The organism is Myroides albus, assembly GCF_009711045.1.
Lineage (GTDB): Bacteria > Bacteroidota > Bacteroidia > Flavobacteriales > Flavobacteriaceae > Flavobacterium > Flavobacterium album_A.
On record NZ_WMJX01000009.1, the window covers coordinates 21,195 to 47,636 of the forward strand.

A 26,442-nucleotide genomic window follows, 5' to 3' on the forward strand; every position below is an offset into this window, starting at 1 on the left:
CATTAAATTAATATTGTTTCCACATTCTTTTCTTTCCTATATTTGAAGTGCTTACGAACAAAAAGTAAAATATTTTTAAAAAAGGTTTTGTAAGAGAAAAAAGACTTTATATATTTGCACTCGGTTTTGGGGATACGTATCTTTCAAAGCTGATCATGAAATAGTTAAAATTTAAGATTTAAAGATAAAAGCAATGAGCAAGAGAACGTTTCAACCATCAAATAGAAAAAGAAGAAACAAACATGGTTTCATGGATAGAATGTCTACTCCTAACGGTAGAAAAGTATTAGCTGCAAGAAGAGCTAAAGGAAGACATAAATTAACTGTTTCTTGTGAAACAAGACATAAAAAATAATGTTTTAAGAAAGCATAAATAAAGGTGTTACTATTGTTCGTAACGCCTTTTTTTATACTCTGTCTTAACGCAACGCACAATATCACATCACACACACACTACAACACTAAACTTACTTTATATTTAATTTGTTTAATTTATAAAGTAGAAAAACAACACAAAAATGCCTAAAGACACTTCTATCAAAACGGTACTAATCATTGGTTCAGGACCAATTATTATCGGACAAGCTTGTGAATTTGATTACTCAGGTTCACAGTCAGCGAGATCATTAAAAGAAGAGGGAATTAAAGTTATCTTGGTTAACTCTAACCCTGCTACAATTATGACTGACCCTTCTATGGCAGATCATATTTACTTAAAGCCATTAACAACAAGATCGATTATCGAAATTCTTGTTGCACACCCAGAAATTGATGCTGTATTACCAACTATGGGAGGACAGACAGCATTAAACCTTTGTCTTGAATGTGACGATAAAGGAATTTGGGCTGACTTCGGAGTACGTTTGATTGGAGTGGACATTAATGCAATTAACATCACTGAAGATCGCGAGCAATTCAAACAACTTTTAGAGAAGATAGACGTTCCTGCAGCTCCTGCAAGTACAGCTACTTCTTTCTTAGAAGGAAAAGAGATCGCTCAAAAATTTGGTTTCCCATTAGTTATTCGTCCTTCTTTTACCTTAGGAGGTACTGGAGCTGCTTTCGTTCACAAAGAAGAAGACTTCGACGATTTATTAACCTATGGACTAGAAGCCTCACCTATCCACGAAGTTTTAATTGACAAAGCTTTACTTGGGTGGAAAGAGTACGAATTAGAATTATTACGCGACAAAAATGATAACGTAGTAATCATCTGTACTATTGAGAATATGGACCCTATGGGTATCCACACTGGAGATAGTATCACTGTAGCACCTGCTATGACATTATCAGATAGAACATTCCAAAGAATGCGTGACCTATCAATCAAGATGATGCGTAGTATCGGTAACTTCGCAGGAGGATGTAACGTACAGTTCGCTGTATCACCAGACGAAAAAGAAGATATCGTAGCTATTGAGATTAACCCACGTGTATCTCGTTCTTCTGCATTAGCTTCTAAAGCGACTGGTTACCCTATCGCTAAGATTGCAACTAAGCTTGCCTTAGGATATACGCTTGATGAATTACAAAATCAGATTACTAAATCTACTTCAGCTTTGTTCGAGCCGACTTTAGACTATGTAATCGTTAAAATACCTCGTTGGAACTTTGACAAATTTGAAGGTGCTGATAGAACATTAGGTCTTCAAATGAAATCTGTAGGTGAGGTTATGGGTATCGGACGTTCGTTCCAAGAAGCTTTACACAAAGCAACTCAATCATTAGAGATTAAACGAAATGGTTTAGGAGCAGACGGTAAAGGATACACTAACTATGATCAAATTATCGATAAACTTACTCACGCAAGTTGGGATAGAGTTTTCGTAATCTATGATGCCATCCAACACGGTATTCCATTAAGTAGAATTCACGAAATCACAAAAATAGACATGTGGTTCTTAAAACAATACGAAGAACTATACATGTTAGAAAAAGAGATTTCTAAATATACATTAGAAACATTGCCGAAAGATTTATTACTTGAGGCTAAACAAAAAGGGTTCGCTGATAGACAAATTGCTCACATGCTAAATACACTTGAGAGTAAAGTTCACACATTACGTGATGAAATGAATATTCAACGTGTGTTTAAACTTGTAGATACTTGTGCGGCTGAGTTCCCTGCTAAAACTCCTTACTACTACTCTACTTTCGAGGCTGAAATCGAAAGACCTGACGGCACGCGTTATGTTTCTAACGAAAGTGTTGTTTCAGATAAGAAAAAAGTAGTGGTATTAGGTTCAGGACCTAACCGTATCGGTCAAGGTATTGAATTTGATTACTCATGTGTACACGGAGTATTAGCTGCTGAAGAATGTGGATACGAAACAATTATGATTAACTGTAACCCAGAGACAGTGTCTACTGACTTTGATACAGCGAACAAATTATACTTCGAACCAGTATTCTGGGAACATATCTATGACATCATCCAACACGAAAAACCAGAAGGGGTAATCGTACAGTTAGGTGGTCAAACAGCGCTGAAACTAGCTGAAAAACTCGAAAAGAATGGTATTAAGATCTTAGGGACTAGCTTTGACGCATTAGACTTAGCAGAAGACAGAGGTCGTTTCTCTGAATTATTAGAGCAACTAGATATCCCATTCCCTCAATTCGGGGTGGCCAAAACAGCTGAACAAGCATTAAAACTTGCAGATCAATTAGACTTCCCTCTATTAGTAAGACCTTCTTATGTATTAGGAGGACAAGGAATGAAGATCGTTATCAACAAAAAAGAATTAGAAGAGCACGTAATCGAACTACTGAACTCTATTCCTGGTAACTCATTATTACTTGACCATTATTTAGCAGGAGCTATTGAGGCTGAAGCAGATGCTATCTGTGACGGTGAGAATGTACACATCATCGGTATTATGGAGCATATAGAACCATGTGGAGTTCACTCAGGTGATAGCCATGCTATGTTACCTCCATTCAACTTAGGAGAGTTTGTATTAAACCAAATAAAAGACCACACACGCAAGATAGCAGTTGCTCTTAAAACAGTTGGTTTAATCAATATTCAGTTTGCAATTAAAGATGATATTGTATACATCATCGAAGCAAACCCAAGAGCATCGAGAACAGTACCATTCATCGCAAAAGCGTATGGAGAACCTTATGTAAACTACGCTACAAAAGTAATGTTAGGACACAACAAGGTAACAGATTTCGACTTTAATCCACAGTTGAAAGGATATGCTATCAAAACACCAGTCTTTTCATTTAATAAGTTCAAAAACGTAAATAAAGCTTTAGGCCCTGAAATGAAATCAACAGGAGAGAGTATCTTATTTATTGAGAACTTAAGAGATGATCAGTTCTATGAAATCTATTCTCGTAGAAAAATGTACTTAAGTAGATAATCTTTAAGACTTAAATATTCAAAAAGAGGTATATGTAAAATATACCTCTTTTTTTTGCGATAAAGCTTAGCAATACTTTTTCCTACAACCCAAGATATAATTGTTATTTTTGACCTTTATCAATAAACCATCCTCTTATGTCACATGAAATTCTTGTTGCATTATTAGCCATACTAATCGTTCTTGCTTTTTTTATCGGTAGATCATCGAAAAGAGATCAACAAGGAACCAGTGAAGAAACTATAAAATTAAAGGCCGAAAATGAGTTTCAAAGTAAACTTATTACCCAATTACAACAAGAAAAAAAACAGGTCGAAGAACAAGCAGACCTATTTCGATTGGACAATCAAGAACTAATTGCCCGTATATCTATTCGAGATACAGAATACAACAATCTAAAAGAGCGATTAGAAGTACAACAAAAAGAAACTATTGCACTACAAGAAAAGTTCTCTAATGAATTTGAAAATTTAGCTAATAAAATTTTAGAAGACAAAAGCGAGAAATTCACCAAACAGAATAAAGTGAATTTAGAATCACTGCTCTCCCCTCTACAAGAAAAGATAATGCACTTTGAACAAAAAGTAGAGCAAACCCATAAAGAAAGCATAGACCACCACGCTGCATTGCGCCAACAAATCTTTGGTTTACAACAAATGAATCAAAAGATGAGTGAGGAAACCATTAACCTAACCAAAGCTTTAAAAGGCGATAATAAAATGCAGGGGAATTGGGGTGAAATGATTTTGGAAAGTGTATTAGAAAAATCGGGCTTAGAAAAGGGAAGAGAATACGAAACACAGCAAAGTTATACTTCCGAAAATGGCAATAGACTGCAACCAGACGTAGTTATTCACTTACCAGATCAACGTCATATGGTTATCGATTCAAAAGTATCACTTATTGCCTACGAACAATATATAAATGCAGTAGATGAAGATCAACAAAAAAAATATCTACACGAACACCTCTACTCTATAAAAAGACATATAGATGGCTTATCAGAAAAGAATTACTTTGAGCTTTATAAAGGCACAAGTCCTGATTTTGTATTGCTTTTTATTCCAATAGAAACAGCATTTTCTATCGCCATTAATGCAGATAATACACTATACACAAAAGCTTTTGAGAAGAATATTGTCATTGTTACACCTTCTACGCTATTGGCAACACTACGCACCATTGAATCAATGTGGACCCAGAGAAAGCAACAAGAAAATGCGTATGAAATAGCAAGACAGGCAGGGTTATTATATGACAAGTTTGTTGGTCTTACCAATGACTTAAGTAAAATAGGAAAGAAATTAGATGAAACGAAGAACGAATATGACAGCGCCTTCAACAAACTTAGCCAAGGAAAAGGAAACCTTATCACTTCTGTACAAAAACTCAAAGAGATGGGCGCTAAAGCTAAAAAGAGTCTTGATCCTTCTTTTACAAATCGAATAGACTATTCTGACGACATAGAATAACACAATTCACAACTCAAAGGTATAAGTAATCTTATACCTTTTTTATTTGCCTCTACTATTCCTGTGAGATACTAAGCCAACATTTCTCTTAAAAGTTAAATGACTATATGATCATAAATCAACAATAATGATTTAGATCAATGACATTATAATAAACCTTATATCCTTACACATTACGCAACAAAACTTATAAAATTAAGATTATTACGATAAATAAAAATTGTTTTTTTATTATAAATCCATTAGAAATTTTTTAGTGTACATAGGATAACGTACTTTTGCATCACTAATAAAAAATAAAGATTATTTAATATTTAAAAACTTCAATCTATGACATTTAAAGATTTGCACCCAGCCGACATAGCTGAAGCTATCTCTGAGATGAAGAGAAAAGAGCGAAACCTTGAATTTCTAAAGCTTTCTCCTGATCTGAAGGTCGAAGTATTCTCATTTTTAGATATAAATATACAAGAGGAGATTGTTCGCAGTATGACTCAAGAGGATTATGCGGAAGTTTTAAATAATCTTGAACCAGATGACCGTACTGAATTACTTGAAAATTTTCCTGATGAGTTAATCAAATACTCTATTAACTTACTGAATGCGGAAGAAAAACAGATAGCGCTTAACCTAATTGGATATAATGAAGATAGTATTGCGAGGTTAATGACGCCCTTGTATATACAAACAAAGGCGAATAGAACTGTCAAACAAGTCTTTCAACACATTAAAAAATACGGTAAAAAAGCGGAGACTTTAAACTATATTTATGTAGTCGATGATCACAATCGATTAATTGATGACTTAAAAGTTGGAGAATTACTTCTTGCAGAAGAAGATACACTTATATCTGAATTGATAGATAGTAATTTTATTGCTATAACGACAACTACACACACAGAGGAAGCATTTGATATTTTTGAAAAATACGATCGCTCTGCTTTACCTATTATAACGGAAAAAGGAGTATTAGTCGGTATTGTTACATTCGATGATATCTTAGACGCTATTAAAGATAGGGATACAGAAGATATTCAGAAGTTTGGGGGGATGGAAGAATTAGATCTTTCGTATACTCAAACACCATTATTTGAATTAGTTAGAAAAAGAGCCGGTTGGTTAATTATCCTTTTCCTTGGAGAAATGCTTACAGCATCTGCAATGGGACATTTTGAAGATGAAATAGAAAAGGCAGTAGTATTAGCCTTATTCGTTCCACTTATCATTTCCAGTGGAGGTAACTCCGGATCTCAAGCAGCCTCATTAATTATACGTTCTATGGCCTTAGGAGAGCTAAAAATAAGCGATTGGTGGTATGTAATGCGCAAAGAACTTGCATCAGGAGTAATGTTGGGAGGTATCTTAGGTATTATAGGTTTTGTTAGAATTCTTATTTGGCAAAAATCGCACATTTATGACTATGGTGAACATTGGGTTTATGTAGGACTAAGTGTTGCAGTTTCCCTTCTCTTTATTGTTTTATGGGGAACGTTATCAGGCTCACTGATTCCATTTATCTTGCGAAAACTTGGTATGGACCCAGCAACTGCATCCGCTCCGTTTGTAGCAACCTTAGTAGACGTTTCTGGATTAATCATTTACTTTACAATTGCAGCAATGTTCTTAACAGGAAAAATATTATAAAAATACAGGTTAACAAAAAAGGTGTAAGTACTTGAATACTTACACCTTTTTTTTGTTACCTACTGTTGAGGAAGTGTTCTATATGGACTTAATATCTTTCCTTCTCCTGTCATAATAGGAGAAATTTCTCTGTTGTAAATTTCAGAACTGACATCCTTATCATACACTTCAACACTTTTTTTGTATGCTGTCTTATAGTCATTTGATTTAGCACTTAAACCAACTTTACCACTACAAGACGAAACGATAAACGCTATTACGCTAAGTTTATATAAGATACTCATACTATTGACTATCAAAAAGTTAATACACTCAAAGATAGCAATAAATATAAATTATACTTCCTCTCTAAAATTGACCTTTTTCATATTTGGCAAAAATGCAGCAATGATACCTATTAAAGGTAAATAAGCACAAATATGATAAATAGTCTCAATAGAAGTATGATCAGCCCACCATCCTAAAACAGCAGAACCTAAACCTCCCATACCAAAAGCAAAACCATAAAACAATCCAGATACCATACCTATCTTTTTAGGTAAAAGTTCTTGCGCATAAACTAAAATTGAAGGGAAAGCAGATGACAATATAAATCCGATAATAACAATCAATATTCCAGTCCAAAAGAGATTTGCAAAAGGCAATAAAATAGTAAATGGTGCAACACCAAGCACTGAGAACCATATAATATACTTTCTTCCTACTCTATCTCCAAAAAAGCCACCAATCAAAGTACCAGCTGCTACAGACAGTAAAAAATAGAACAAGTAAACTTGTGCTTGTACTTCGCTAATTCCAAAGCGTTCCATAGTGTAGAATTGGAAATAACTCGAGATACTCGCTACGTAAAAATACTTTGAGAAAATCAATAAAAGCAATACAATAATTGACATATTCACTCTAAGCTTAGACAACTCAGGTATGCGGATTACTTTCTTCGCTTTTGATGCTTGGTGAACCAATACTTTTTTATACCAGTTACCTATAAACATATAAAAGAACTGGGCGATAATAGCTACCACTACAAACCACAATAAGTGTTGTTGTCCATGTGGTAATACAAGCCAAGCTACTAATAAAGGAGCTAAGGCAGTTCCAGTGTTTCCACCGATCTGAAATATAGATTGGGCTAAACTTCGTTTGCCTCCAGATGCAACATAGGATACTCTTGATGATTCTGGATGAAATATAGAAGACCCTATACCTATTAAAATAACTGCACATAACACCATCGCATAAGATGGAGCATAACTCAATAGTATCACACCTAACATACTGCATATCATACCGAATATTTGAGAGTAAGGCTGAGGATGTTTATCTGTATAACTACCAACTAAAGGCTGCAATAAAGAGGATGATAATTGAAAGCAAAAGGTAATCATACCAATTTGAGCAAAACTCAAGTTATAATTATCTTTCAACATAGGGTAAGCTGCAGGAACAATAGCTTGTATTAAATCATTGCATAAATGTCCAAAACTAATTGCAAGCAAAATTGGATAAACAGTGCGCTGTGCTTGAGTTTGTTCGTTTATCTTACTTATCACTCTACTTGGCACACTTAATAAGTTATTCATATTTGATTATTTAAAATTGGGAAAAGCAAAGGTAGTATATACAGCCTAAGAACATAATTTGATATTCTTAAATTATACGAACGGATAATTTTACTACATTTACTTTTTATCAACTACAAAAACTTATTACCGTGCACACATCAAACCCTCATCCAAACAAATCAGCTTTACAAGAAAATGAAGGTATTGAACAACCAAATATTACCAATGCACAGGCAATTAAGCGATTTCAGGAAAGAAGAAGAAAGAAAATCAATACTGAAGAAATAATTAATCGCATCATTCAACAAGACAAAGTAGCACTCAGCCAAGCCATTACTTTAGTAGAAAGCTTAAATTTACAGCATCACAGTCAAGCAGAACAAATTATTCAAGGCTGCTTACCCTATGCTAATAAGTCTATTCGAATCGGAATAACTGGAGTTCCTGGTGTAGGTAAAAGTACTTTTATTGAAGCTTTTGGTAAACTACTCACTTCTTTAGGTAAGAAGGTTGCTGTTTTAGCCATTGATCCCAGTAGCAGTGTCACTGGAGGAAGTATATTAGGTGATAAAACAAGAATGGAGGACCTTGTAAAGGATGAGAACGCCTATATTCGTCCTTCAGCATCGGGAGATAGCTTAGGTGGAGTTGCTCGAAAAACAAGAGAAAGTATAATCCTATGTGAAGCTTGTGGATTTGACACAATCCTTGTTGAAACTGTTGGTGTAGGACAAAGTGAAACAGCAGTACACAGTATGGTTGACTTTTTTCTATTGCTTAACCTCGCTGGCGCAGGTGATGAATTACAAGGAATAAAAAGAGGTATTATGGAAATGGCTGATGCTGTTATTATAAACAAAGCTGATGGCGAAAATATCAATAAAGCCCATCAAGCTAAACTTGAATACAATAGAGCTCTACACCTATTTCCAAAGAAAGCATCTGATTGGACTCCAAAAGTACGTACATGCAGTGCCTTGCAAAACACTGGTATATTGGAGGTTTGGAATCTTATACAAGATTACATCAATCTGACCAAAGAAAATACTTATTTTGAAAATAGAAGAAAAGAACAAAATCAATATTGGATGATGGAAACTATTAATGAAAATATATTGATGCGTTTTTATAATGACCCTATAATCAAACAGCAAATTGTACACAATAAAAAAGCAGTGCAAAATAGTGAGATATCACCTTTCGCAGCTGCTCAAGATATTTTAAAACTTTATTTCAAAGAATAAGCTTTCAGAAAATTAATCTTCTAAATCTTCATCTTCAACATATCGTTCCATTTCGCGTTCGTAAAACTTTCCTGCTTGTACGATTAGCGTTTCCATTTCTGACTCAACTTCACTTTCTTCAGATTCTTCTATAGACTCTAAAAATTCTATCTCATCTGTATTTAAGTTAATAATAAAACGAGGAAACTCTAAGTGAATAATGAAGATATCGTCTGGGTTATCTGTATTATCTGCTAAAACGAATTTAGGTAATTCCATTGTATAATGTATTAATTGTTTCTGATTAATCTATTTGATAATATGTGGAAGCGAAGATATAAAAAAATTGCGGCCATTGTTAATCCTGCTAATAATCCAATCCATATCCCTGGAGCACCAATATCAGTATATAAACTCAAGTAGATTGAAACAGGGAATCCTACAATCCAATAAGAAATGAATGTTATAATCATTGGTATATTGACATCTTGTAGTCCTCTAAGTGCTCCTAATGTCACTACTTGAATACAGTCTGAAATTTGAAAGAATGCACAGATTAACAACAGTTGACCAGCAACTGCAATTACTTCACTATTGACTACCTCATTTACCAAGTCCTTGTTATCCAAGAAAAGCATTGGAATATAATTTCTAAACACTATAAAGAACAAAGCGAAACCTATATAAATAATTACAGCCATCAGCATAATAGATCTTGCTACGGTCTTTAATTTTACATAATCCTTTAGTCCTCTTTGATTACCCACGCGAATCATTGCTGCAACACTTAATCCACTGGCGAACATAAATGTCATAGAAGACATACTCAGTGCAATTTGATTAGCTGCTTGAGATACAGTACCGATCATGCCCGACAACCATACTGCCCCTACAAATAATGCTACTTCGAAGAAGCTCATCATACCAGAGGGTATTCCTATCTTGGTAATTTTACTCAACATATCTCTACTTACCTCTGATAATTTAATATCCAACAGAAAAGGTTTGAACATTTCTTGCTTTCTCAAAGCAAAATGCATGTAAACAATCATGACCAATCGAGAAATCAAAGTTCCATATGCTGCTCCTAACATTCCCAGCTCAGGAAAAATCCAAATACCATAAATCAATAAATAATTAAATAAAACATTAGTTACATTTGATATTACAGTTGCATACATGGCGTTCTTGGTCTGCGATTTTCCGTCTGCAAATTGCTTGTAGGCTTGATACATTACCATGGGAATCAACGACAAAGCTACGATATCCAAAAAGGGCTTTGCTAAAACTGTTACTTCTTCTGGTTGTCCCATATGCATAAGCAACGGTTTAGCAAAGTAAATTATCGCAAACAATAATATACCTAAAGTCGTACATAGAAATAGTCCGTTCACAAAAACTGAACGTCCTTCTTTTGTATTATTCTCCGCATCACTATGCGCTATTAAAGGCGTAAGAGCTGTTGAGAAACCTACTCCTAAAGAAATAGCTATAAACACAAAACTATTGGCAAGTGAAGCTGCTGCTAATTCAGTAGCACCTATTTTCCCTACCATTATATTGTCTATTACTCCAACTATGGTATGTCCTAACATAGCTAAAATAATAGGATACGCTAACTTTATATTATATCTAAACTCACTAAAGTAAATCGATAAGTTCATCCTCTAAAACTTTTTTGCAAATATAATGAGTTGATTTCGATAATATATCTCAATTATACTAATGCTTTAAAAAGATTTCCCCTATTCCTATAGTATTAAAAAATAATCTAAAAATAAAAACCTCACTTCTTTTTACAAACAAGGTCATACAGCAACATTAAAAAGGTTATTCTACATTGACTTATTCACTCATTAACCTCTCCTTGTACAAAGCTAAATCTGCCTTTACATTGTCTGGCAATTCAGGAATCTTAATATCGTCATATTGACTCATTACCTCCTCAAGAATACTTGCGAGTATATAACGACACAAATCTTTATTATCTGCTGGAATGACATACCACGGACATTGCTCTGTAGAAGTTTTACTGATTGCCATTTCATAGTAGCGTTGATAATCCTCCCAATACTGTCTTTCTTTAACATCAGCTGGCTCAAACTTCCAATTGTGTTTGTCCTTATCTAATCTGCGCAGTATTCTACTCTTTTGCTCATCCTTACTCATGTGCAAAAAGAACTTTAGCACAATCACTCCATTATTGCTAATGTGCTTTTCAAAATTTTGTATTTCAGTGTATCTTTTTTCCCAGAAATCATCAGTGATATCCTCTAAACTCTCAATGTTAGGAATGCGCTCATTCAGCACTATTTCTGGATGTACTTTAGAAACCAACACATTTTCATAATGGGTGCGATTAAATACTGTAAACTTTCCTCTTTCTGGAAGAGTAACATAATGCCTCCACATATAATCGTGTTCTAACTCAAAAGAAGTAGGTCGCTTAAAACTCTGTACATCAACTCCCCTGGCATTAAAAGATTTAAATACCTCTCTGATTAAACTATCTTTACCCGCAGCATCCATCCCTTGTAGGCAAATCAGAACACTGTAGCGATTATGTGCATACATTATATCTTGAAACTTCCCCAATCGGCGACTCACTTCATCTAATTTTCGCACTGCCTTTTTTGATTTCATCTCAAAATCAGGTTTAGTTGCAAGTTCATCTAATTTTATATCCCCTAATACTTTGTACTTCTTTTCAAATCCCATAATCATCTTTATTTTAGAACTTAAAAATTAACATTTTTTATTTAGATTTGAAATTATATATCCAACATTTTTAAAATGAAACAATTGACATTAGAATTTCTATTCCACATATTCGGATTAAGTGCTGCATCCGGTATAGTATACAACGATGAACAAATACACCTCATAGCTGATAACAGCACTTACTTATATCACTATGACATGACTAATACTCTCTTTACAAAAACTCCTTTAAGCCAAGAAGATTATGGTCAAGAGAATATCGCTAAGAATATGAAACCCGATTTTGAATCCATCACACAAAATGAATTAAACTACTACATATTTGGTTCAGGTTCTACAGAGAAAAGAATTGACTTAATTGAGGTGCACAAACTAACTAATGAAGTTATCAGTACCCAGCAACTGGATATTCTTTACGAGTCGATGAAAGCTTTTGCAGGTATAGACAATGACAACTTCAATATCGAAGGTGCAATATTAGACGGTGAGACTTGGTATTTTTTTAATAGAGGTAATGGACCTAAAAGTCAAAATGGAATCTTCATTGTTACAGGTGAGAATATTATAGATAACTTTAGATTAACTTACTTTCCTATTAAACTACCAAAGATTAATAAAGTACAGAGCTCTTTTACTGATGCTGTAAAAGTAGATGAAGATATTTACTTTTTAGCTGCTGCAGAAGATGTAGCATCCAATTACAAGGACGGTGAAATTAAAGGAAGTTTAATTGGAAAAATCAACTTAAAGAAACTCAAATTAGAAAAGACCAAAGTCATCAGTGAGAATCACAAGTTCGAAGGAATTACTATATACAAACAAAATGCTAAAGAAATAGAATTTCTCTTATGTGAAGATCCCGACAACGACAAAAATCAAACGGGTATATATAAACTAACAGTAAACAAATAAAAAAGCAGATGTATTCACATACATCTGCTTTTGCTTTATCAGAAATAAAGCTATATTGAATTAGTAGTTTTCTTACAAATAAACCTTCTGTTGGTCCAGAGTGCTAAAATAAAGTAAAATATACAAACTAACCACATTTGAATAAAGATATCTTTAATTTCATATAAAGATGCACCAAATTGCGACAAGGAAACATATCCCTGTGCTCCTAATGTTGTAGGAACAAATACAGAAAGCTTTTGCATCCAAAGAGGAAAAGAACTCATTGGCCAAGATGCTCCAGAAAACAACATCGTTGGCAGTGAAAAAATGGTTACAATCATTAACGCCTCCTCTCTTTTCCTAAAAAAGTTAACGGCTGTCATTCCCAAGAAAGTAACTGCCAGAATAAAAGGAATTAAAAATACGATGATTTCAAATAAATTCCCTCTTAGTGGGAAATTAAATGCTCTTGTCACAACTAACGTAGCAATCATCATTAAGAACATAGAGAATACTAAATAAGCTAAACTCCTTCCAATCGTAGAAAAGAAAATACCATATTTTCTATTCGCATAAGAAAATGTTCTCGCAAACAAATTTCCCTCACGTAGTGTTCCTCCTATCACTCCCATAGCAGAAATCTGCAAAGTCTGTAAAGCAATTAAAAACACCACTGGCAATAAGAATGTTCCGTAACCCGAATTTATGTTATACAAAGGAACTGGTACGGGATTAAATGGTCGTCTACTTGCCATTGCCTGTTTCATAGGTACACCAGAAGACATCGTTTTATTTACTTCTATCTGCGCATTAATCGTCCCCATAGTACGCATTACTGCCCCTATAGTTTGCTTATAATAAAGCATATAAGCAGCGTCACAATAAGCTGAAACTGAAGGAGTCAATCCCTTTTGAATATCATGTCCAAAATCTGGTGGAATAATAATTATACCATGTACTTTTTCTTCTTTATACAATTGTTGCGCTATGTCAACACTTTGCGTTTTATAAGTTACATTTACCTGAGCTGTTGCATCTAACATTCGCCCTACTTGTTGACTTAACTTAGAGTTATCTTGATCTACCACTACAATTGATAAATCTTCTATCACTTCGTTTGAATAAACGTAAGAATAAAAAAAGAAAACAAATAAAACGGAAAATATATAAGATGTAATTACTGCTGAATCAGAAAAAATCAACTTAACCTCTCGTTTAGCACCTTCAAAAATTAAAGCCAAACCTGCTATTAGATTCTTAAACATTGTAGCCTCCTTTCTTTAATCGCAAATAATATATCGGAGCCGAAATAATACCTATAACAACAAATACTGATAACACAATCAGATAAGTACGTTGCATACCATTAAAAGAGATACCGCGAACAGCATAGCTAATAACAAATCTCAAATAAGAGTGAAAAGGAAAAATATAATTAAGCTCTTGCACAAAGTTGCTCATCCCTTCTGGCGGGAAAGTATAACCCGTAAATGAAAAAGCCAATGCAGTATATCCTCCTCCAATCGTCATAGCCGTACGCAAACTTGTAACAACCGAAGTTACAAATAGCGCCATAGATTGACACACAATAATGAATGATAATGTAATCAAGTTTATAAAAGCAAAGCTGCCATTTAATGGGGCTTGTATTTTATAAAACAACAAACTATTCATAAAAAAGCCTACAATAAAGAACACAATTGTATAGGGAAGTAATTTTCCAACTATCGCAACAAAAACTTTATTGTTTGCTTGCTCTAATAATTCATGGCCTCTTTTGTATTTTAAAACATTCCCAAGCGCATAAATCGAAACAATCATTACCACAATTTGAAAAGCCATTGGCAAAAAGCCAAGGTTCAAATAAGCACCATAGTTTAAAAAGGGATTAAACAAAGTGTGACTATCTGTTCCAATAGGAGTAATAACTCCCTTAGTTTGCTCAGGCATCATGCCCTTTTTCTTTAATATTTCAATTTGTGCACCTGCAGCAAAAGAGCCTGCTATCAGTTGAAAATCACGTTGAATCAATCCTGCAGGTAATAGATACTGTCCATTAAAATAACACATCACATTAGGTGCCAATCCGTTTTGTACGTTCTTATGAAAGTCTTTTGGGATAACAATAAGTGCAAAAGACTTACCTGTTCTAACCGTTCTTTGTCCCTCTAACTCATCTGTAACCTCATAAGCTATATCCATAGTAGCATTAGCATCAATCATTCTGACTAATTGACGAGATACACTACTTTTATCCAAATCTAAAAGTGTCACAGGCAAATTCCTTGCTACATTTTCCGACAATAGACTTGAATAGAAAAAGAATAACAGAGCCGGTATTCCGATCATCAAGAGCAATAATCTTGGAGAAGAAAATATCCTAACACACTCTTTCTTAAATATGGATACAAAACCTTTTTTCACGTTAATATGATTTATTTCAAACTTTTCTCTAAAACTAAAGCACTCATTCCAGGACGTAGACCATCAACCTTTTTCACTGGATAAGCTTTAATCAGAAATGTTTTCATATCGAACTCCCCTTTAGTTTTTGTTGCACTCCATGTTGCATAATCTGCTTGAGCTGCAATATACTTTACTTCTAATTCGATCTCTTGATTACCTAATGCAGGAACGCTAGCATGTAACTTAGCTCCCATTTTAAAATAAGGCATTAGATTCTCCTTAATATTAAAATATACCCATACATCATCTAAATCAACTAAGTTTACAATAGGATATCCAGAATTTACAATTTCCCCTTTATTAGGCATAATCGTCAGTACCTCTCCCGATTGAGGAGCTTTTACTTCTCCCTCTCCTTTTAATATTTGCACTTCCTGCACAGCAGCCATTGCTTGATGTACTTTAGCCAAAGCAGCTTGCTTATCCTCTACACGAGCTCCATTTGTTGCCATTCTATATTGAGAATGAGCGGCTTTTTCAACCTCTTGAGCAGCTTTATACTGTGTATAAGCCTCATCTTTTTTCTGTGCTGGTAGTACTTTCTCATTAAACAAGTTCTCTACCCTTGTATATGTTTTAGCGGCAAGTTCAGCACCAATTTTGGCTTGTTGCCACATATTATAGGCTGCTTGTATTTCTTCTTCTCTTGCTCCTTTTGTCGCTTTGGCATCTAATGCTTGAGCTGCTTTTTGCACAGACTCTGCCTGAGCCAACTTAGCGTCTATTTCTGGTGTACTAATTTGCAACAATACTTGCCCACTCTTAACTTTATCCCCTTCTTTTACATAGATAGCATCAATACGTCCAGGTATTTTTGATGCGACATTTATTTGAGTTGCCTCAACTTGTCCTTGAATATAAGAATCTTTATCTCCTGTCATGAACCAAATAGAGATCACTACAATGAGAACAACAGCAACTACTCCTATAAGTGCACTAATAGCTTTATTTTTCATCTTTTACCTTAATATTATTTTGCGTATTCTATAAAATTCTGACTTAAACCTGCGTACTCTAATAATGAAGCTACGTTTATAGCATAATTAAAATGAGCTTGAAGTTTTTGTAATTTAATTCCCGAAAGTTTCATTTCTGCATCCACAACATCTGTAGAAGAAGCAAACCCTTCTGAAAAAGCTTTGTTGCGCACGCGTAAAAGTTCTTCTCCTAACTTTTCTTGTGTTGACAAGTTTTCTATTTGCTCAACTTGTTTTTCAATATCTTGATACAACTTGGTCACAAGCATTTGCACATCGTTCTTAGCTTTTGTTTCAAAAAGTTCAACACTTTCTTTTGTAGCCTTTGCAGCCTTAATCTCATTTCGATTTCTCAATCCCTCAAATAGAGTGTACGACACTCCTACTCCGACTACCCAAACATTATCATTATCGTGCATAACACCAGCACTCATTGGGTTATTGTGCGCTAAAATTGTTTGACCAAAAGCTGCCACAGTAGGATAGTAAGCCGATTTCTTAGCTTTAATTCCTTGTTCTGCTAAATCCTTCTGAAGAACTAATTTTTGAAGTATAGGGTAGTTGATTAAAGCAGCATCTTTGTAAAAATCTAAATCCTCCAATGCGTCTAAAATAAAGAAACCACTTACCAAGTCTTCTGGCACCTCATCTACTTCAAGTGTATTGGCCAAAGCAATGCGTGCCAATTTGATATCTTTAATAGCTGCATCCAACTGACGTCTTGCCTCTGAGACAGCCACATCGGCAGATAGCCTCTCTACAGGAGCGATCATGCCATTCTCCTCTAACTTAGTTGCATCGTGCAAATGGTGTTGCATTCCCTTTAGCACTTCTTCGCGCACTTTTACTGCCTCATCAGCTAACTTTACTGCATAATAGCGCTGGGCTAATTCTGAAATCAATTGATTTTGCTTATTCTCTAAATCTTTTTCTCCTATTTCTTTTTGAATACTTTTTGCCTTGATAGCAGCATTTATCTTTCCTCCTGTAAACAAAGGCCAAGTAGCCATAAACCCACCAAAAGCCATGTCTCTTTTGTTAAAAGAAACACTCCAGTTGCCCAAAAGCTCAGGATTAGGTAAATGAACAAAATCTCCTACTCCATTGCGAAGTCCATTCAAATCAACTCCTAAAGATCGATCCAAATAAACGCCCATCCCAAATGCCTTAACTGTTGGATAACGCAATCCCTTGGCTGCTTTCCATTCGTATTCATGCACTTCTTCTTGTTTTTCTTGTGCTTTCAACGCGCTATTCTCTTTATGCATCATTTCATATGCCTGAGAAAAAGTCAGCGTTTGTGCTTGAGCAGTGTTTGATGTAAATACACAGAGAATACTTCCACATACAACAGTAAAAATCCCCTTTAATTTCAATCTATTCATTGACTACTATTTGATATTATATATACCTTGCTTTGTATTTTCTAAAAATCCCTTCACTTGGTAACTACAAATTTTCGCATAAAATTAAACTATTTTATCTAAAAATGAAGTCATAATCGCGAAAACTCCTTCTTTTACAAAGTTAATTAATACAAAAAAATCACGTTTTTTCCTAAATTATTACCACCTATCACAGAAACTCATATACCCAAGTTCAAAGGAACTAAGGTAGGTAAATCAAAACGCATGCCATTACAACCCATTTCCATAATAATATACACAATACACACCGACTACACAACCTATTGACTACTAAGTTTTATAAGATAAAAATACACCAACTGATTACTACAAGTAACTCGTCTTTTACCTTTGCCTTTATAAGTGGAAAGACATAACCAAAATAAAATAGTAGATAAATAAAAAAAGCCCTCTAACTAAAGAGGGCTCTATCTTTTATGTAGAAAAGTAACTATTTTTCAATTTCGCGTAAACTTTCCATTTTTTTATGTGCTAAGAATCCTTTGATGTCCTCAAAATGCTCTTTTACACGTTTGTTTCCAAACTCAAATACTTTCTCTGCTAAACCGTCCAAGAAGTCACGGTCGTGTGACACTAAAATAACTGTTCCTTCAAAGTCCCTTAACGCATCTTTGATAATGTCCTTTGTCTTCATATCTAAGTGGTTCGTAGGCTCATCGAGAATCAACACATTATATGGCTCTAATAATAACTTAACCATCGCAAGACGCGTTTTCTCACCTCCTGAAAGTACTTTAACCTTTTTTTGAATATCATCTCCTGAGAACATAAAAGCTCCCAAAATATTCTTTATCTGCGTTCTGATATCTCCTTCTGCAATTCTGTCAACTGTTTCGAAGATTGTTAAGTTCTCATCTAACAAAGAAGCTTGATTCTGTGCAAAATATCCAATTTGAGCATTATGCCCTATCTCTACGTCACCTGTAAAGTCAATTTCCTTCATGATCGCTTTAATCATCGTAGATTTACCTTCCCCATTCTTTCCAACAAAAGCAACTTTTTGCCCTCTTTCAATCACCATATTGGCATCTTTAAACACCACGTGCTCACCATAGGACTTCGAAAGATCTTTTACCACAACAGGATACTGTCCAGCGCGCGCAGCAGGTGGAAACTTTAATCTAAGTGCAGAGTTATCCACTTCATCTACTTCAATTATTTCCAACTTTTCAAGCATTTTTACACGAGATTGCACTTGTAAAGTCTTCGAATAAGTTCCTTTAAAACGCTCTATAAATTCAGTTGTTTCCGCAATCATCTTTTGCTGTTCTTCATACGCTTTTAACTGATGAGCACGTCTATCTTGACGCAACACTAAGTAGTCAGAATACTTCGCTTTATAATCATAGATTTTACCCATCGTAACTTCGATTGTACGATTTGTAATATTATCCACAAATGCACGGTCATGGGAAATAACCATCACCGCTTTAGCTTGATTAATTAAAAAATCCTCTAACCACTGAATACTCTCGATATCCATGTGGTTGGTAGGCTCATCTAAAAGAATTAAATCTGGTTTCTGCAATAAGATCTTAGCCAATTCAATTCGCATTCGCCAGCCTCCACTAAATTCAGAAGTTGGGCGTGTAAAATCTTCTCTTTCGAATCCCAGACCTTTCAAAATCTTCTCTACTTCAGCCTCATAATTAACTTCTTCAATTGAATAAAACTTTTCACTTAGCTCAGATACACGTTCAATCAACTTCATATAAGCATCACTCTCATAATCGGTGCGAACAGTCAACTCTTCATTAAGCTCATCAATCTCTTTTTTCATAGAGAATATACTCGCATAAGCCTTAGATGCTTCTTCCATCACAGTACAATTATCCTCTGTCAATAAGTGCTGTGGCAAATAAGCAATTACGGCATCTTTTGGTGCAGATATACTTCCAGTAGATGGTTTATTTACCCCTGCAACAATCTTTAATAGAGTAGATTTTCCTGCTCCATTCTTCCCCATAAGAGCAATCTTGTCGTTTTCATTAATCGAAAAATTGACACCACTAAATAATGTAGTACCACCAAACTGAACTGAAATGTCGTTAACTGTAATCATGTAACTTCGTATATCTATTTTATAATTATTTGCAAATATAGTATTTGTTAGATACCATTTAGCAGATTTGAAATAATAAAAAAAGCTCTGTGAATTAACTTCCACAGAGCTTGTATATTCATTGGGTAATATACCCTTATTATTCCATTTCTTCTTTCTTTTTACCAAACATAAAAAGCAAGACATAACCAATAACTCCACCTAAACCTGAAGCCATTAAAATCCCCAGTTTAGCTTGATCAGGGAACTCTGGATGTAGATTGATATCAAATGCTAATTCAGTAACGAATAACGACATTGTAAATCCAATCGCCGCTAAGAACCCTAATCCCAATAGATTCAAATAAGTCATTCCTTTAGGCATCGAAACTACTTTCAATTTAATCAACAAAGCAGTTAGTCCAGACACACCAATAACTTTTCCTATTAACAGTCCAAATGCCACCCCTAAAGTTACAGCACTGAAACCACCGTCACCTAAGCTGATTGGAATAGCAGCATTCGCAAGTGCGAAAACAGGCATTACAAAGAAAGCCACAAAGTTATGCATACTATGCTCCAAGCGAATAGAAGCTGGTAAAGCATCTCTTGACAAATCTTTTATATCGTGAACACACTCCATCTGAGCACCAGTCAAGTTTGGTATTTTATCATCAGGATCAATTTTACTGAATCGATCTCTTAAGCTATTTAATTTAGTAACGAAGTATGATTCGTTAACTTTTGCCGTACTCGGAATTGCAAAAGCTGCTAAAACCGCTGCAATCGTCGCGTGAACACCAGATAGTAAAAAACACAACCACACTCCACCAATACCAATAATAGCATAGTAAATTGTATTTCTGATTCCTATTAAATTACTCAACACTAACAATCCAAAGAATCCAAGTCCCATTCCCAAATTAGTAATTGACAAATCACTTGTATAGAACATCGCTATAACTAATACAGCACCTAAGTCATCTGCAATAGCTAAAGCAGTCAAAAACACTTTAAGTGAAGTAGGTACTCTATCACCTAATAAATACAGTACTCCAAGGGCAAAAGCAATATCAGTTGCCATCGGAATCCCCCAACCATGTGCTGCATCAGTTCCACCATTGAAGATCAAATAAACAGTAGCAGGTACCACCATTCCACCAATAGCCGCTATGATAGGCAACATTGCTTTCTTAGGTGAAGATAGTTCTCCTGTTGTCAATTCTCGTTTCAATTCTAAACCAACCACAAAGAAAAAGATTGCCATCAATCCATCATTCACCCAATGCTTTAAAGAGTGATTCAACGTCATATCATTAAGCGTAAAGCCAATATGATTATCATCCCAAAAGCTCATATATGCATCAGCCCATTGAGAATTAGCCATAAAAATAGCAAATACAGCAGCTAAAAATAATACTATCCCACCAGACGTAGATTTACTCATGAATCTACTCATTGGCGCCGTAATCCATTTATCTGCTGGAGATAATTTAATATTGTTATCCATCGTTTTTTAAATTTGTTAGCGAATATAGTTTTTCTGATACTTTTAGGCAAATTAGTAACCTTATTTTTGTATTAAATCTTGTGATTATCGAGGTTTTACAGTACTTAAACCTTCTTGTTAATCCTTGAAAAAGACAAATGAATTAAAGTTGAATAGAAGTAAATTGACAATGTAGTGCACTGAATCAATCAAGTCTGTTTGTTCTACCCCATTCTTATCGCTTATAACCATTGAAAAATCAACAATCTGACTAACAGCAATTCACATCCAAATCACACCAAATAACCACAAAGACCAAGACCTCCTATTCTTTGATATACAACCAATTAGCTAAATCCCTCTTAAAAGAGTGGTTAAAAATAGATAGAATAAGTATATTTGCTTTTTGAAAATCAAAAATATGGACTCAATTTTAGATTCAAATATACAGCCAAAAGCTAAACCGAAATGGTTACGTGTAAAATTGCCTACTGGTAAAAAATATACAGAATTAAGAGGTTTAGTTGACAAATATAAACTTCACACAATCTGTACATCAGGTAGTTGTCCTAACATGGGAGAATGTTGGGGTGAAGGAACCGCTACATTCATGATTTTAGGTAACATCTGTACGCGTTCTTGTGGATTCTGTGGTGTAAAAACAGGACGACCAGAAACAGTGGATTGGGATGAACCTGAAAAAGTAGCTCGCTCTATTAAATTAATGAAGATTAAACACGCAGTAATCACAAGTGTTGACCGAGATGATTTAAAAGATGGAGGTTCTATCATTTGGGCAGAAACTGTAGATGCTGTACGCCGTATAAGTCCTGGAACAACAATGGAAACATTAATTCCAGACTTCCAAGGAATAGAGACAAACATAGATCGCATCATTGCAGTAGCTCCTGAAATTGTCTCTCACAATATGGAAACAGTACGTCGATTAACACGTGAAGTGCGTATACAAGCTAAATACGAGAGAAGTTTAGAAGTATTAAAATACTTGAAAGATCAAGGAATCAACAGAACAAAATCAGGTATCATGTTAGGCCTTGGTGAAACTGAAGAAGAAGTAATCCAAACCATGCATGATTTAAGAGCGGTGAACTTGGATGTACTGACAATCGGTCAATACTTACAACCAAGTAAAAAGCACCTACCTGTAAAAGAGTTTATCACTCCCGAACAGTTCAAAAAGTATGAGGAGATAGGTTTGGAATTAGGATTCAGACACGTAGAAAGTGGAGCCTTAGTTCGTTCTTCATATAGAGCACAAAAACACCTTTTATAACAATAAAGAAACAGGTCGCTTAGTAAGCGACCTTCTTGTTTAATAGTTTATGAATAAAATACGCATAGCGATTAATGGTTTTGGCCGTATCGGTCGTAACCTTTTCAAACTACTCCTTAGTCATCCCCAAATTGAAGTTGTTGCTATTAATGATTTAGCGGATACGCAAACAATGGCTCACTTACTTAAATACGATAGTATTCACGGGATTCTACCAAATCAAATTACCCATGATCAAGATCACATTTATGTAGATGGACGCAAGATCTTTTTCTTTAGACAAAGTGAAATCCAACAAATCAATTGGAAACACCTTGATATAGACTACGTTGTTGAGTCTACAGGTAAGAGAAAAACATATGATGCTCTACAGCAGCACATCGAACAAGGGGCTAAGCGAGTAATCCTATCTGTTCCTCCAGAAGACAATACCATAAAAACAATTGTACTGGGTGTGAATCAAGATATACTTACAGGAGAAGAATTAATCATCTCCAATGCCAGTTGTACTACAAATAATGCAGCGCCAATGGTGAAGGTTATCAAGGAATTGTGTGGTATAGAACAAGCGTATATCACGACTGTTCACTCTTATACAACAGATCAAAGCTTACACGACCAACCTCACAAAGATTTACGCAGGGCAAGAGGTGCTGCCCAATCAATTGTTCCTACGACCACTGGAGCAGCTAAGGCATTAACTAAAATATTCCCTGAATACGAAGGTAAAATCGGCGGTGGAGGTATTCGCGTTCCCGTTCCTGATGGCTCTTTGACAGATATAACTTGTTATGTCAAAAGAGAAGTTACCATCGAAGAAATAAATCAAGCATTCAAATCAGCAGCAGAAACACATTTAAAAGGAATATTAGACTATACTTCTGATCCCATTGTGTCAGTTGATATCATAGGTAACCCACATTCTTGCCTGTTTGACTCACAGCTCACATCTGTACTCGACAAGATGGTTAAAGTAGTGGGATGGTATGACAATGAAATCGGCTATTCCTCTCGATTGATTGATTTGATTCTATATGTAGATTCCATAAAAAAATAATATTACGAAGCAGTTTGTTTACTGAAGTCCCCATGATGACATAAAGCAAACTGCTTTTCTTTTTTACTTTTTTATTTTGACACTTCCACTGAGATAAAGGTCCTCCCTATTTCATTGTCTCCCAAATGTAAATATTTTGTCTAAGTATACTAGTGCGAAGTGCAAGTAAACATCCCCTTAAAGGTTTTGCTTTTCTTAAATAGTAGTTATCTATTTCTCATGTAGACATATATTCACTTATCAAACGGCAATAAAAATATCTACTTCTGCATCACTTGCATTAGAAGCCTTATCACCATATACTTCGTAATCATGTGTAAACCTTCTCGCTAAGTCTTGATTCCAAATTTCCACCCACTTTTGAATAACAACACCCTTTGTTAAATCACCTTTAGCTGTAAACTTTAAGTAAGTTCCCCCCTCGACAGCTAACCCTGTCATACCTCTTGGAATCTGGGCTAAACTTGAGACCTTACATCCCAACAAAGTCGTATAAGGCAATGTGTGATCACCTTCGTACTCTGTATACATCGAAATAATCTCATTACTTAATTTAGAGGGAATTTGTTCTATTGTATTTTCGTTAATAAATCGCTGCCATAACAAGGGAATATCATTAGCAGCTTGATTATTCATATTAGAGGTTCGCACGGTAATACCAATGATATAAAATGGCTTTACTTCAATTGTTTTCATTCTAATTATCTTTTTTTAATTCTTCCACAAAAATAATACTACAGAATGTCAACAGTATGTCAGGGGTAAAACACAAATGAAAAAAATTCACTATCTATAATACACATCAGCATACAAAAAATGAAAAAATAAATTAGCACACAGTAATTATATTGCTTTAAAAAATCAAAGTAACTACCATAGGCGACACTACTGGATACGAAAAAATCTAAGGAGTACACTCACCTAAAAGAAAGAAGAAAAACAAGCTATTCGTTCTTGGCCTCCTCTACACTATTGCGATACTTTTGACGACAGCTTTCTATATATTCTTGTAAAGTTAAATCATGAGGTTCAAAACACTTCAAAGACACGTGCATCCTTTCAATACGATCTAATCTAAAAGCTCTAAACTCACTGCGAAGGCGACAAAAGGCAATTAAAATCCAATTCTCTTGAGTAGTGTACAAAGCAAATGGTTCAATCTCTCTCTCGGTTCTCTTATTATCCAAAGAGAGATACGCAATTTCAACTACCTGATAATTAACCATAGCTGATTGCAACCTCACAAGCAAATCACTCGAATTTCTTTCTGTGGAATTTGGTCTTACTTGTATGCGATCACACAACAACTCCATTTTCTCCCTTTGGCTAAAACGCATCACAGCTTTTAACTTTTCAACAGCGCTGCAATACTGTTGAACAAGAGAGCTATCGCTATTCTGTCCGATAAGTTGTTCTACTGTAATCAAAGCATTAGCCTCCTCTTGAGAGAACATAATAGGCGGTAGAGAATAACCTTCCATAATAGAATACCCTTTGCCTTCTTCAGTAACAATAGGAACACCTGAATCCTCAAGAGCTCGTATATCGCGATACACAGTGCGAACACTTACATTGTGTTTGGCAGCAATTTCACTTGCAGTCACTAATCGCTTAGACTGCAATTGTACTAAAATTGCAGATAGCCTATTCAACCGGGGGATAGATTCGGACATTTATAGCATAATTTGTAATACTCACAAAGATACAAAGAAGATCAAAATTTGGTTTGCATACAAAAGTTTGTACCTATGTAGAGACCTCAAGTTATTCTTTTAACAAGATTTTCATTTTATTTCCCTTTTGTAATAACGTAAATCATATTACGAGTTTAACCCAGGTTACACAATAGACATCTGAACGAAAAATAATTACACAAAATAGCGCTGAATTACTGAGTAAAGTATACCCTAGTATGGTTTTAGAACTAATAAAAGAGATATGAAGTAAAATTGCTTTGTAGTATTTGGCTAATGTAGAATCTGCGGTTAAATAGTTGAACAAAAAATAGTACTTTCCTTGGACTTTCTTGCCCTTTTCTTGCGGTATCCTTGCAGTTTTACTGCCAAAAAGGGGTGTTTCTCGAAGAAAACCCCTAGCATCCCCCAAGAAACCCCCAAGAAAGTACCAACCATATTGCAGTCATTTCCCTCATAACAAAAAACTATAGATAATTATCTTATTGTAAAAAGCTAAAGAAATGTACTTGATTTCAGCATACAGACAATTGAGAACATTCGCTTATTCAAGTTGATATAGAGGTTGCCTTCGAATTCACCTAAAAGGTGCATATAAAAGCACTATTCTAAAGAAGTGCGTAGCCTATGCTTTAGTATTTCGCTATAATTTATTATCCCCTCTTAATAAGAGACTACACTTTCCCAAAAATTCTTTAACCTTGAATCACCTTTACGCGATCTTAGAACATTGGAGTAAATACAATAAAAAATCCTCTTTGTTTTGACAACAAAGAGGATTGCTATTTTCAAATCTACTCTATTGAATAGATAATCTTATTTTTTCTCGTTTAGCTTAGCTGAGAAATCCATAGAGATAGCTACTTTTTCAATTTGTAACTTACCAGCCATAGTCTCTAAGATAATTGTAGTTTCTTGGATCTCACCAATTCTTCCGTGAATACCAGATTTAGTTACTACTCTATCCCCAACTTTTAATGCTGCTTCAAAAGCTTTTTCTTGTTTTACTTTTTTCTGTTGCGGTCTAATCATTAAGAAATAGATCACTGCAAACATTAAGATAATGGGTAAAAAACTTGTCATTCCTTCCATGTCCTATATTTTTCGAAT

At 34.8% G+C, this 26,442-nt stretch carries 22 protein-coding genes; 8 read left to right on the forward strand and 14 right to left on the reverse strand.

What is annotated here, in order from left to right; all coding sequences use genetic code 11:
• Positions 1–193 precede the first annotated feature (193 nt).
• From rpmH to mgtE, 4 genes are all read left to right on the forward strand, one after another.
• Entirely contained in the window at positions 194–355 is a 162-nt protein-coding gene (gene rpmH / locus GJV76_RS05940; RefSeq protein WP_006256972.1) for a 50S ribosomal protein L34, read from the forward strand.
• A 163-nt stretch (positions 356–518) separates the two neighbouring features.
• Positions 519–3,371 carry a carbamoyl-phosphate synthase large subunit gene (carB, locus tag GJV76_RS05945; protein WP_155091726.1) on the forward strand — a complete coding sequence of 951 codons (2,853 nt, stop codon included), beginning with the start codon at positions 519–521 and terminating at the stop codon, positions 3,369–3,371.
• A 137-nt stretch (positions 3,372–3,508) separates the two neighbouring features.
• On the forward strand, positions 3,509–4,843 hold the full coding sequence (gene rmuC, locus GJV76_RS05950) for a DNA recombination protein RmuC (RefSeq protein ID WP_155091727.1): 1,335 nt from the start codon (positions 3,509–3,511) through the stop codon (positions 4,841–4,843).
• Between the two features lie 330 nt (positions 4,844–5,173).
• Positions 5,174–6,487, forward strand: coding sequence for a magnesium transporter (gene mgtE, locus GJV76_RS05955; RefSeq protein ID WP_155091728.1), 1,314 nt, complete (start codon positions 5,174–5,176; stop codon positions 6,485–6,487).
• A gap of 59 nt (positions 6,488–6,546) precedes the next feature.
• Here mgtE and GJV76_RS05960 read toward each other — a convergent pair whose 3' ends face one another.
• Together GJV76_RS05960 and GJV76_RS05965 are read right to left on the reverse strand one after the other, a co-directional pair.
• Entirely contained in the window at positions 6,547–6,771 is a 225-nt protein-coding gene (locus GJV76_RS05960) for a hypothetical protein (protein WP_155091729.1), read from the reverse strand.
• A 51-nt stretch (positions 6,772–6,822) separates the two neighbouring features.
• A complete protein-coding gene (locus GJV76_RS05965; protein ID WP_155091730.1) occupies positions 6,823–8,067 on the reverse strand; it encodes an MFS transporter in 1,245 nt (414 codons plus the stop codon).
• Positions 8,068–8,198: 131 nt separating this feature from the next.
• On the opposite strand from GJV76_RS05965, the gene meaB reads away from it, so the two are divergent.
• The gene (meaB, locus tag GJV76_RS05970) at positions 8,199–9,293 is read left to right on the forward strand and encodes a methylmalonyl Co-A mutase-associated GTPase MeaB (RefSeq protein ID WP_258204077.1); all 1,095 of its coding nucleotides are present in this window, start codon (positions 8,199–8,201) and stop codon (positions 9,291–9,293) included.
• Positions 9,294–9,305: 12 nt separating this feature from the next.
• Here meaB and GJV76_RS05975 read toward each other — a convergent pair whose 3' ends face one another.
• From GJV76_RS05975 to GJV76_RS05985, 3 genes are all read right to left on the reverse strand, one after another.
• Positions 9,306–9,551, reverse strand: a complete 246-nt coding sequence (locus GJV76_RS05975) for a hypothetical protein (protein ID WP_155091731.1) — start codon at positions 9,549–9,551, stop codon at positions 9,306–9,308.
• Between the two features lie 11 nt (positions 9,552–9,562).
• Complete coding sequence (locus tag GJV76_RS05980) at positions 9,563–10,936, reverse strand: MATE family efflux transporter (protein WP_155091732.1); 1,374 nt, start codon at positions 10,934–10,936, stop codon at positions 9,563–9,565.
• Between the two features lie 181 nt (positions 10,937–11,117).
• On the reverse strand, positions 11,118–11,990 hold the full coding sequence (locus tag GJV76_RS05985; protein ID WP_155091733.1) for a PPK2 family polyphosphate kinase: 873 nt from the start codon (positions 11,988–11,990) through the stop codon (positions 11,118–11,120).
• A gap of 75 nt (positions 11,991–12,065) precedes the next feature.
• Here GJV76_RS05985 and GJV76_RS05990 point away from each other — a divergent pair, with 75 nt between their 5' ends.
• The gene (locus tag GJV76_RS05990) at positions 12,066–12,905 is read left to right on the forward strand and encodes a DUF6929 family protein (RefSeq protein WP_155091734.1); all 840 of its coding nucleotides are present in this window, start codon (positions 12,066–12,068) and stop codon (positions 12,903–12,905) included.
• 50 nt (positions 12,906–12,955) lie between these two features.
• Here the strand turns inward: GJV76_RS05990 and GJV76_RS05995 are convergent, their stop codons facing one another.
• From GJV76_RS05995 to nhaA, 6 genes are all read right to left on the reverse strand, one after another.
• Positions 12,956–14,152, reverse strand: a complete 1,197-nt coding sequence (locus GJV76_RS05995) for an ABC transporter permease (RefSeq protein WP_155091735.1) — start codon at positions 14,150–14,152, stop codon at positions 12,956–12,958.
• Positions 14,145–15,311, reverse strand: a complete 1,167-nt coding sequence (locus tag GJV76_RS06000; protein WP_317162598.1) for an ABC transporter permease — start codon at positions 15,309–15,311, stop codon at positions 14,145–14,147. The genes GJV76_RS05995 and GJV76_RS06000 overlap by 8 nt, the downstream gene beginning before the upstream one ends.
• Before the next feature lie 11 nt (positions 15,312–15,322).
• On the reverse strand, positions 15,323–16,309 hold the full coding sequence (locus tag GJV76_RS06005; protein WP_155091736.1) for an HlyD family secretion protein: 987 nt from the start codon (positions 16,307–16,309) through the stop codon (positions 15,323–15,325).
• A 14-nt stretch (positions 16,310–16,323) separates the two neighbouring features.
• Complete coding sequence (locus tag GJV76_RS06010) at positions 16,324–17,715, reverse strand: TolC family protein (RefSeq protein ID WP_155091737.1); 1,392 nt, start codon at positions 17,713–17,715, stop codon at positions 16,324–16,326.
• 472 nt (positions 17,716–18,187) lie between these two features.
• Complete coding sequence (locus GJV76_RS06015; protein WP_155091738.1) at positions 18,188–19,819, reverse strand: ABC-F family ATP-binding cassette domain-containing protein; 1,632 nt, start codon at positions 19,817–19,819, stop codon at positions 18,188–18,190.
• A gap of 139 nt (positions 19,820–19,958) precedes the next feature.
• On the reverse strand, positions 19,959–21,308 hold the full coding sequence (nhaA, locus tag GJV76_RS06020) for a Na+/H+ antiporter NhaA (RefSeq protein WP_155091739.1): 1,350 nt from the start codon (positions 21,306–21,308) through the stop codon (positions 19,959–19,961).
• Between the two features lie 400 nt (positions 21,309–21,708).
• On the opposite strand from nhaA, the gene lipA reads away from it, so the two are divergent.
• Entirely contained in the window at positions 21,709–22,581 is an 873-nt protein-coding gene (gene lipA / locus GJV76_RS06025) for a lipoyl synthase (RefSeq protein WP_155091740.1), read from the forward strand.
• Positions 22,582–22,630: 49 nt separating this feature from the next.
• Positions 22,631–23,638: a type I glyceraldehyde-3-phosphate dehydrogenase gene (gene gap / locus GJV76_RS06030; RefSeq protein WP_155091741.1), complete on the forward strand. Its 1,008-nt coding sequence runs from the start codon at positions 22,631–22,633 to the stop codon at positions 23,636–23,638.
• Positions 23,639–23,878: 240 nt separating this feature from the next.
• Here the strand turns inward: gap and GJV76_RS06035 are convergent, their stop codons facing one another.
• The 3 genes from GJV76_RS06035 to yajC form a co-directional block, all read right to left on the reverse strand.
• Positions 23,879–24,334, reverse strand: coding sequence for a GyrI-like domain-containing protein (locus GJV76_RS06035; RefSeq protein WP_155091742.1), 456 nt, complete (start codon positions 24,332–24,334; stop codon positions 23,879–23,881).
• Positions 24,335–24,582: 248 nt separating this feature from the next.
• The gene (locus GJV76_RS06040) at positions 24,583–25,311 is read right to left on the reverse strand and encodes a helix-turn-helix transcriptional regulator (RefSeq protein WP_155091743.1); all 729 of its coding nucleotides are present in this window, start codon (positions 25,309–25,311) and stop codon (positions 24,583–24,585) included.
• An 837-nt stretch (positions 25,312–26,148) separates the two neighbouring features.
• On the reverse strand, positions 26,149–26,424 hold the full coding sequence (yajC, locus tag GJV76_RS06050) for a preprotein translocase subunit YajC (protein ID WP_155091744.1): 276 nt from the start codon (positions 26,422–26,424) through the stop codon (positions 26,149–26,151).
• Positions 26,425–26,442 lie beyond the last annotated feature (18 nt).

Excerpts from the sequence above, each read along its gene's own strand:
- rpmH (WP_006256972.1), top strand. The coding sequence starts at position 194 with ATGAGCAAGAGAACGTTTCAACCATCAAATAGAAAAAGAAGAAACAAA.
- carB (WP_155091726.1), top strand. The coding sequence starts at position 519 with ATGCCTAAAGACACTTCTATCAAAACGGTACTAATCATTGGTTCAGGA.
- rmuC (WP_155091727.1), top strand. The coding sequence starts at position 3,509 with ATGTCACATGAAATTCTTGTTGCATTATTAGCCATACTAATCGTTCTT.
- mgtE (WP_155091728.1), top strand. The coding sequence starts at position 5,174 with ATGACATTTAAAGATTTGCACCCAGCCGACATAGCTGAAGCTATCTCT.
- GJV76_RS05960 (WP_155091729.1), bottom strand. The coding sequence starts at position 6,771 with ATGAGTATCTTATATAAACTTAGCGTAATAGCGTTTATCGTTTCGTCT.
- GJV76_RS05965 (WP_155091730.1), bottom strand. The coding sequence starts at position 8,067 with ATGAATAACTTATTAAGTGTGCCAAGTAGAGTGATAAGTAAGATAAAC.
- GJV76_RS05975 (WP_155091731.1), bottom strand. The coding sequence starts at position 9,551 with ATGGAATTACCTAAATTCGTTTTAGCAGATAATACAGATAACCCAGAC.
- GJV76_RS05980 (WP_155091732.1), bottom strand. The coding sequence starts at position 10,936 with ATGAACTTATCGATTTACTTTAGTGAGTTTAGATATAATATAAAGTTA.
- GJV76_RS05985 (WP_155091733.1), bottom strand. The coding sequence starts at position 11,990 with ATGGGATTTGAAAAGAAGTACAAAGTATTAGGGGATATAAAATTAGAT.
- GJV76_RS05990 (WP_155091734.1), top strand. The coding sequence starts at position 12,066 with ATGAAACAATTGACATTAGAATTTCTATTCCACATATTCGGATTAAGT.
- GJV76_RS05995 (WP_155091735.1), bottom strand. The coding sequence starts at position 14,152 with ATGTTTAAGAATCTAATAGCAGGTTTGGCTTTAATTTTTGAAGGTGCT.
- GJV76_RS06005 (WP_155091736.1), bottom strand. The coding sequence starts at position 16,309 with ATGAAAAATAAAGCTATTAGTGCACTTATAGGAGTAGTTGCTGTTGTT.
- GJV76_RS06010 (WP_155091737.1), bottom strand. The coding sequence starts at position 17,715 with ATGAATAGATTGAAATTAAAGGGGATTTTTACTGTTGTATGTGGAAGT.
- GJV76_RS06015 (WP_155091738.1), bottom strand. The coding sequence starts at position 19,819 with ATGATTACAGTTAACGACATTTCAGTTCAGTTTGGTGGTACTACATTA.
- nhaA (WP_155091739.1), bottom strand. The coding sequence starts at position 21,308 with ATGGATAACAATATTAAATTATCTCCAGCAGATAAATGGATTACGGCG.
- lipA (WP_155091740.1), top strand. The coding sequence starts at position 21,709 with ATGGACTCAATTTTAGATTCAAATATACAGCCAAAAGCTAAACCGAAA.
- gap (WP_155091741.1), top strand. The coding sequence starts at position 22,631 with ATGAATAAAATACGCATAGCGATTAATGGTTTTGGCCGTATCGGTCGT.
- GJV76_RS06035 (WP_155091742.1), bottom strand. The coding sequence starts at position 24,334 with ATGAAAACAATTGAAGTAAAGCCATTTTATATCATTGGTATTACCGTG.
- GJV76_RS06040 (WP_155091743.1), bottom strand. The coding sequence starts at position 25,311 with ATGTCCGAATCTATCCCCCGGTTGAATAGGCTATCTGCAATTTTAGTA.
- yajC (WP_155091744.1), bottom strand. The coding sequence starts at position 26,424 with ATGGAAGGAATGACAAGTTTTTTACCCATTATCTTAATGTTTGCAGTG.